Source organism: Caballeronia grimmiae, assembly GCF_000698555.1.
Classification (GTDB): domain Bacteria; phylum Pseudomonadota; class Gammaproteobacteria; order Burkholderiales; family Burkholderiaceae; genus Caballeronia; species Caballeronia grimmiae.
Genome location: NZ_JFHE01000080.1, coordinates 1 through 7798 on the forward strand (window position 1 = coordinate 1; position 7798 = coordinate 7798).

Below are 7798 nucleotides of genomic sequence, written 5' to 3' on the forward strand. Positions count from 1 at the left end.
TCGTATCAATTCCAGAGTGCCGTTGACACTGACAATCGCCGACAGCAAAAAGCCGGACTCTCACAGTTAATCCGCGATGAGGTTGACGCCATCGTCGACGAGTTCGCCGAGTTCGCGCGTAGTCATCTGAGGAGCGCGTCGCGACTGTCTGAGCATGAATTGCGAGACACCGCAGCCGAGCTCCTGAACCACATCGCGGAAGACATGGACGCGCGGCAGAGCGAACTGGAACGGTCCAGCAAGAGCCGGGGTGACTCGCCGCTGAACGCGCCATCACTTGTCGGCGACGCACAGAGTCACGCACAAGGTCGTCTCGCTGAGAGCTTTTCGCTCAACGAAATGGTGTCGGAATACCGCGCTCTGCGTGCAAGTGTTATGCGGCGATGGCGGGAGGCAGGCGTCGCTGATCCCGTTACGGCTTTAGAGGAGGCGGTTCGCTTCAATGAGGCCATCGATCAGGCGCTCACGGAGTCAATCGCGTGGTTCACGGCAGAAAGAGACCGCTCGCGGGAACTGCTCTCGGGAGTCATCGCTCATGATCTGCGCACTCCCTTGGGCGCAATCGCAATGTCCGCGCAGTTTCTTGTGCGTAGTGAGGCCCTGCGTGACGCCGAGACAAGAGCGGCCGGGCGAATCGTGAGCAGCGCCGGCATCATGGCAAAGATGGTCAGTGACCTGCTCGACTTCGCACAGGTGCGAATGGGCGGGCATCTTTCAATCTCGCCAGCAAGGATGTCTTTAAGCGAACTATGCACGGACGCGGTCACCGAACTGCGCGCTTTTCATCCTGAGCGTTCGATCGAACTTGATATCAAAGACACGATCGACGGCCATTGGGACCGCGACAGGGTGCGACAGATGATCTCGAACCTCGTCGAAAACGCAGTTGGGCATGGCGCTGCCGAAGCGCCGGTGAAGGTGAGTGCTGTGCGGTCAGGGGCGCATGTGCAGCTAGCCGTTCACAATTTTGGGGAGCCGATTCCTCCCGTACATCAATCGAGCATTTTCAGTCCGCTTACGCGTCTTTCGAAGGACGGGGAGCGAAGCCGGCGCCCCAACGGTATCGGTCTAGGATTGTTTATCGTAATGGAGATTGCAGAGGCGCACGGCGGTTCGGTCTCGGTTATCTCGGATCGCGAAGCCGGTACCACTTTCACAGTGTCCTTGCCGGTCGCATGATCGCCGGAAAAAGAATCCGGTCGCGAGAAGATAAAGCGGGTGTCGACGATACGACTAGCAAGTCTCGCTGGCTGCTGTTCCTGCGTCAGGACAACAACGAGCCGACGCCGGGCGCTCTCATTCTCACGACGATGCACAGCTCCAAAGGGCTCGAATGGGATCACGTCTGGATCGCCCGCAGCGAGGAGACAATCGTCCCGGACCCCAAATTGATCGAGCCAGAAGAGCGACGGCTGTTCCATGTCGCCATGACGCGTGCTCGCGAATCGTTGATGGTGTCGGGGACGTCGAAAAACTTCGAGTCCCGCTTTGTCGTTGAGGCCCAGCTCAATCAGAGCGCTATAGCGGTCTTTTAGTGGCGCGTCGGCCGCGCGCCGTTAGGCCCCACCGGCCGCTCGATGGGGCATGAACCAACTGGCAGTACGTCTTAGAACCGGGTCAGCATGCCGACCGCACCCATCACCTGGTTGCTCGTCGCCGAAGTGCCGCCCGCGTTGTACATCACTGCGCGGTTATTGCCGCCGATTGCATGCTGATACATTGCTTCAGCGTACAGTTCCGTGCGCTTCGACAGCGAGTAGCGCGTAATCGCATTCACTTGATTCCACTTCGGATCGGCACCGACCTTCGCCACACCGTTCAGGTGAGCGTCCGTATACGTATCCATCAGGCCGACCGAGAGCGCCGGCGTCAGTGCGTACTTGACGTTCAGTTCGTAGTTGTCGAAGTGAGCCGAACCGCTCGACATGCCGAACGCGTTTGTGTTCTGGAACTGGCTATGCGTGTAGACGAAGTTGACCGCTGCCGGGCCGAACGTATAGCCGACGCCTGCACCGACCGTGCGCTGCACATCCGCCGTCAGGTTGCCGCCACCCGCAGTCGTCCTGAACTCGCTCGGATCAGCAGCAACGTTCTGATTAGCTGCTCCTGCAGGTGTACTCGCCGCCGCCGAGCCGTTGATCTGAAGGTAGGCCGCTGCCAGTCGCAGCGGCCCGTTGTTGTAGCTCGCGCCGGCGCTGTACGCACGATCCACCGTGAAACTGGTGCTGTTGCTGAATGCGTACATGCCGCCGATCTTGAAGCCCGCATAGTCGACGCTCGCGAATTTCACTGAGTTGCTGAAGCGGACGCTGTGTTGAAGGTTGTCGTTGTCGTACACGTGCGCGAAGCCCGAGTCGCCGAACGTGCCCGCCGTGCCGGACAGCGGCGCGACGAAGTCGACCATCGAGTCATACTGGCGGCCCATCGTCACGGTGCCGTAGTTGTTGGCGGTCAGGCCAACGAACGCTTGACGGCCAAACATGCGGCCACCTTGACCGAGCGTGCCGTTGTTGACGTTGAAGCCGTTTTCGAGCACGAAGATAGCCTTCAGACCACCACCGAGATCCTCCGCACCGCGCAGGCCGAACCGGCTACCGCTGATGTTGCCGCTCGCCAGTGCCACGCGTGAGCTCCCGTGGCTGGGGGCACCGTTCTGAACATTGTTCGTGTACGCGATGCCGGCATCGACCAGGCCGTACAGCGTAACCGAGCTCTGTGCGTTGGCAGCGGACGCCGCAAAAGCTGCACAGCCGGCGACAGCAAGGGAAATTCTTTTCATTGAATCACTCCAGTTCTTCAAGACGACGGAAAACGCCGTGAGTATAAGAAGCCAGGTCGGGCAAACAAGGGCATTACCTTGCAATGATCCCTTGCTACAGATGCAAGAACGATTCACAAATCCGCAACAATTGAAGCGCGGTGCGAAGTTGCGGCGTGCCGTGCGTCCGATCCCTTGCTTTGTTTCCGTTTGGCGTTGCGCCGCGGCAACGGCCATATGTCGCCAACTTAATGCACACCACGGGGTTTGGCTTGCGGTTGTTCACATTGAATTGCGTTGTTCATTCCTACGTGACCTCGACTGAATTGCATGTGCGCGAACGGAGCGCTGTCGGGCAGTAAACCTCATCCGAAGACATCGGACCTACCAGCGCAAACGGCCATCTTATGAGCGTTCACGGCGAGGCACTTCCAAGGGCGACACAAGGTTCACGAGCGCCCCCACTACATAGCCGTTGTCCGGTCAAGGCGAAGCGTGCGTCCGTTCGGCATGAAAAGCGCCTGACTCCCGAACGTTTCGTTGCACGTGGTCCCAGCACTTCATTTTCGAATTGAGAACTCCAACGTCGACAAGCCGAACCCGGAGCTTAGTGTTGCGGCACAGCCAGACGACTGAATCTCTTCCACAAAGCCTTCATCGCATCGTGGTCCGCTACCGCGTGCGAGGCGAGGTATCCGCGCGCGAATCCGGCGCCCGCTGCCGTCTCAGGCTTGCTCTCTCCTAACGACCGGAGCAGTCCGCTCGCTACGACGACGTCGTTGCGCCAACCCAGATCGTCCTGCAGATCGCTCAGCGCGGTGATGTAACGCTTGACCTCGCGTCGATCGAACAGGGAAGAGAAGAACTCGGTCGCATAGCGCAACTTCTTGGCCGCGATGCGCGCGCGATGGCGTGTTTCATCATCAAGCTCGGCCAGGCCGTGGCCCCGTTTGAGCAGTTTCTTGTGGCGGCGCTTCAGTGTCTCACTCGCAAAGCTGGTGATTCGGTGCTCAAGCGCTTTCAGAGATTTCTTCGACATACCCGTGCGCCATCCCTTCTGGTCGATCCAAAGGGTCAACTGGATGATTAGACGCGTGTAACGCACCGAGTTGACTGCAGCAACGGCGGCCTTGCGATACTCCGTCGCGATGTTCTGTGCCGCCTTATGGACGGCGGTAGCATCGGCGTCGCTGGCAGCGGAGGCTAGAGCCTTTTTCAGGGTCGTTCCTGCAAGCACTTCCCAGTCGCGTGCTTTGCCTAACTCGCCGGCGATCCATCTGAGTTCGTTGCCAAAATCAGCCGGCGCGGGAATGACCGGCGAGAACAGGTCGAGTGCGGAGCGCAGGCGGCGAAGCCCGACCCGCATCTGATGCACGCTCGAAGGATCGTGTCCCAAGACCACGCCGCGCTCATTGCCGTGGACTTGAGCCAGACAGTTCCTTGCGATGGCCTGAAAGGCTTCTTCGACGGTGTCGCGTCTCTTGAGCTTGAGCGGTTCGGCTCTTACAGCGGTAATCTGCTCTTGCACGAGCAGGCCATAGCCGCGGTCCGCCTTGCTGAGATGATCGATGCGGAGCGGGATGTCGTGCAGTAAGGCCAGGGCGAGGTTGTAAAGCTGTTCGGGATCGCCCTTTTTGAGCTCCAGTTCGACCCCGTGGATCGGAGCCGACGCTCCGGCCGCGGCCTCGACTGCGCCGTCGTCCATCGCAAGCTCGAACTCAGCGCCATCGGGCAATTGCAAGGTGGCGGCGCACCGATCGATGCGGGTGAGGAAGAGCGGCTCCAGGCGCTCTGCGAGATCAGGCTCGGACAGTATGTGGATGGCCTTCGAGTCTTTCGGTACGAGCGCCAGCAACGCGTCGAGGTCAGGCCGATCGCCGTTCACCGGGCATTCGAATTCATCGCGTGCAAAGAGGCCAGCGGTGACCGATCCCTCCAGCTTCAGGGTCTGCACCCGTTGCTCGCCGACGGCGCGCACGCGCAGCGAGGCTACCGATGTTGGCGAAGGGAGATTGCCAAGGGCCGCATACCGGCACTCCAGTTCGCAGATTCTTGATTTGGCCGGCTGACGGGGTTCGAGAAAGTCGTCTGGCTGCATTCGGTCGATCAGTGAAATTCAGTCTGCAACTTTAGCGCGTGGCGTATCAAAGCAACGTGAAACTGGAGGGCGCCCCAGATAGACACTTTCCGTCAGTATGGGTTGGCACTGACTGACATCTCGTTGGGTAGACACGCGGTCTTCTTGCTGCCTGCCTATCGCATTGCCGTGCTAATGAGCGGCACTACCGTGTGCGACCGCGATTCCACTCACTCACACACTGCTGTCCAGTCCATTCTCGTTATATAAGGTCGGTTGTGCGTTCTGTTGTGTCGCGGGCGACCGTGATAAGTCACTTGAGGCCATGATCAAGGACGAGCAATACGGACATCTTCGTCCGCTCAACGACTTTCGGAAGTATCTGCTCGCGATCCAGTGGGATATGTCGCTCCGGGAGCTGGAGGGGCGTTCGCTGAGCGATGCGGGCTACACGCGCATCCAGGCCGATCCCGCTTGTTCGTCACCTGCAGCAAAGCGCATTTGTCGCTGAACGAGGGCATCGCGAAGTTGCCGACCGGCATGGCTCAACGGTCTCGGGACATGGCCAAACGTGGGCCGTGCTTCTCGCGCCTGGCTCAACGTTTGAATCTGACGCCCGCCGAACTTGATACGCATCTGATCGCGAACGCGGTCGGCGACGATTGACCACGACGCGCTGTTGGATACGACTCGACGCAGTCAAGTCTTTTTGCTGAAGCGGCCTAGCCGCCGATTGCTTTTCGAAAACGTCCCGGGACTAACACTCCGGGACGTTTTTTTGCGCGAGTGATTCGCATTTAGAAGATAGGAGGAATGCTTAATGCAGACGAACCCAATTTTGAACAGCAACGTCGACACCGCGGCGGGCCATTTTTATGATCGTTCGAATTAGCCAGTTCCCACCGATGAAGCGGCTGTTGTTTGGTATCGCGACTACAGCCGTCGTACTTCTGGCTCAGCAGACGCTGACGATGCTTGCTCATGGCCGCCTGACATTCCTTCTCGTCAGTGCAGCCCTGCCGTTGGTCACAGTGCTGTTTGGCGCCCGGTCTGGCCTATTGCTGCTGGCGAGCGGTATTGGCTTCGGCGCGCTTTGGATGCCGCCTGCTGGTCTCGCTGTTGGCCAACCGGAGGACCGTGCGGTCCTGCTTGCGTACACCGTCGTCGGAAGTTTCCTGGTGGCGGCCGGACAACAACTGGCGAAGGTAGCAAAACGGGCGGGAAAAGCGGAAGCGGCTGCGCAGGATACTGCGAATCGACTCCTGCGGCTTGAGCGCGACGCGCGGCACCGGTTCGACGTGGCGTTGAACAGTGCAGGCGTGCCGTTTTTCATCGTGACTCCGGTGGTGCACGAAGGTCGCATCGCAGAGCTTCGATGGGATTACTTGAACGAGGCAGCCGCCCAGTTATTCAACAAAGCCGCCGGCGTTGTAGTCGGCAGTTCAACTTCGTATGTTCGTCCGGCCGGGTGGGATGCAGACCTTTTGCTGGAGCGACTTTCGCCGCTTGCGGAAAGGCAGGGGCGCGACACCTTCGACGTGCGTGTTCAAGGGGCCAACGGCGAGCAGTGGTTTCACGTCGTCGCCGCGTCGCTCGAGGGTTCGGTCGTCGCGTGGTTCGGCGACGTGACTGCTCGGGTGCAAGCTGAGCAGGCGCTCGCAGAAGCTGACCGCCGCAAGGATGAGTTCCTGGCGACGCTCGCCCATGAACTGCGCAATCCGCTTGCCCCGATCCGACAGGTCGCGGAGATACTCGAACAACCTGGGCTGACGGATGGACGGAAAGAGTGGTGCGTGACCGTGTTGCGCCGCCAGTCAGCAGCGATGGCACTTCTACTGGATGACCTACTGGACGTCTCGCGCATCACGCGTGGAGCGCTGACGTTGCGCAAGGAAGCGGTGGCGCTCAAGGAGGCCATCGACGATGCGGTCGACACCGCCAGGCCGATGCTTGAGGGCAAGGGCCACGAGCTCGTCGTTAAGCTCCCCGCCCGCCCAATCCATGTTGAGGCCGACCGTCTGCGGCTGGCGCAGGTGCTGGCCAACTTGCTGACGAACGCGGCAAAGTACACACCGCCGGGCGGACGCGTCGAGTTGACTGTTGCGGCCGATGAGGACGAGATCGTTATTTCGGTCGCGGATAACGGCATCGGGATTGAGCCTGAGAAGTTGTCCGCAATCTTCTCGATGTTCTCGCAGGTGAACCCCGACCATCACCGACAGGGCGGCCTCGGTATCGGGCTCGCGCTATCGAAATCGCTAATCGAGTTGCACGGCGGCCGATTAACGGCGTCAAGCGGCGGAAAAGACAAAGGTAGTTGTTTTGCCGTCCATCTCCCGGCAAACACACGGGTAATGCCACCGCCGGCCCCGCCGCACGCCGTGCCCGCTGTTGCGACGTCGGTGGACGCGCATCGCATCCTCGTCGTAGACGACAATGTCGACGCGGCTGACGCGATGACCGCGCTCTTGCAATTAGAGGGACATGAGGTACGGACCGTCTATTCGGGGGAAGAAGCCGTCGATATCCTCACTCACTACAGTCCGCAGGTAATTTTGCTCGACCTTGGTTTGCCGGGCATGAGCGGACTTGATGTGGCTCGCCAGATCAGGACAACGCCTTCCACGAAAGACGTCACGCTCATCGCCATTACCGGGTGGGGACAGCCTCAAGACCGCGCGCGCTCAGCAGACGCCGGATTTGACTTCCACTTCACCAAGCCGGTTGACGTGAGGCAACTCGGCCAAGCTATTGAAGGTGCAGTCGCAGCACCCTAGCCGACGCTCTCGAACCATGCGCCGGTCTCGTCATCACACACTGAAGACTGAGGGCCGCACGAACATTCGCAACGCCGTATCGATCAGTGAACCCCCTGCTGCGGCGGAGGATCGCGCAATACCCGGGCACTGGGAGGGTGACTTGTTGTACAGCTACGCTACGAGCCAGATCGCAACTCTCGTCGA

The 7798-nt window shown here is 60.0% G+C and carries 5 protein-coding genes and 2 pseudogenes; 5 read left to right on the plus strand and 2 right to left on the minus strand.

The genetic code is table 11. The features are described from left to right. Positions 1-1179: sensor histidine kinase (locus BG57_RS30200; RefSeq protein ID WP_081851041.1), on the plus strand; the 1179-nt coding region annotated here is incomplete at its 5' end. 71 nt (positions 1180-1250) lie between these two features. Continuing rightward, positions 1251-1535, plus strand: a pseudogene (locus BG57_RS30205) (3'-5' exonuclease); the annotation flags it as partial. A 71-nt stretch (positions 1536-1606) separates the two neighbouring features. Here BG57_RS30205 and BG57_RS30210 read toward each other — a convergent pair. After that, the gene (locus BG57_RS30210) at positions 1607-2779 is read right to left on the minus strand and encodes a porin (protein ID WP_035970860.1); all 1173 of its coding nucleotides are present in this window, start codon (positions 2777-2779) and stop codon (positions 1607-1609) included. A 586-nt stretch (positions 2780-3365) separates the two neighbouring features. Then, positions 3366-4856, minus strand: coding sequence for a CYTH and CHAD domain-containing protein (locus tag BG57_RS30215; protein WP_081851042.1), 1491 nt, complete (start codon positions 4854-4856; stop codon positions 3366-3368). A 304-nt stretch (positions 4857-5160) separates the two neighbouring features. Here BG57_RS30215 and BG57_RS30220 point away from each other — a divergent pair, with 304 nt between their 5' ends. The 3 genes and pseudogenes from BG57_RS30220 to BG57_RS34050 form a co-directional block, all read left to right on the plus strand. Beyond that, on the plus strand, positions 5161-5346 hold the full coding sequence (locus BG57_RS30220; RefSeq protein WP_035970863.1) for a hypothetical protein: 186 nt from the start codon (positions 5161-5163) through the stop codon (positions 5344-5346). A gap of 586 nt (positions 5347-5932) precedes the next feature. Then, a complete protein-coding gene (locus BG57_RS30225) occupies positions 5933-7612 on the plus strand; it encodes a hybrid sensor histidine kinase/response regulator (protein ID WP_229754063.1) in 1680 nt (559 codons plus the stop codon). Beyond that, positions 7587-7798 (plus strand): annotated as a pseudogene (locus tag BG57_RS34050) (IS30 family transposase); the annotation flags it as partial. The gene BG57_RS30225 and the pseudogene BG57_RS34050, both read left to right, overlap by 26 nt.

Excerpts from the sequence above, each read along its gene's own strand:
- BG57_RS30220 (WP_035970863.1), top strand. The coding sequence starts at position 5,161 with ATGATCAAGGACGAGCAATACGGACATCTTCGTCCGCTCAACGACTTT.
- BG57_RS30210 (WP_035970860.1), bottom strand. The coding sequence starts at position 2,779 with ATGAAAAGAATTTCCCTTGCTGTCGCCGGCTGTGCAGCTTTTGCGGCG.
- BG57_RS30225 (WP_229754063.1), top strand. The coding sequence starts at position 5,933 with ATGCCGCCTGCTGGTCTCGCTGTTGGCCAACCGGAGGACCGTGCGGTC.
- BG57_RS30215 (WP_081851042.1), bottom strand. The coding sequence starts at position 4,856 with ATGCAGCCAGACGACTTTCTCGAACCCCGTCAGCCGGCCAAATCAAGA.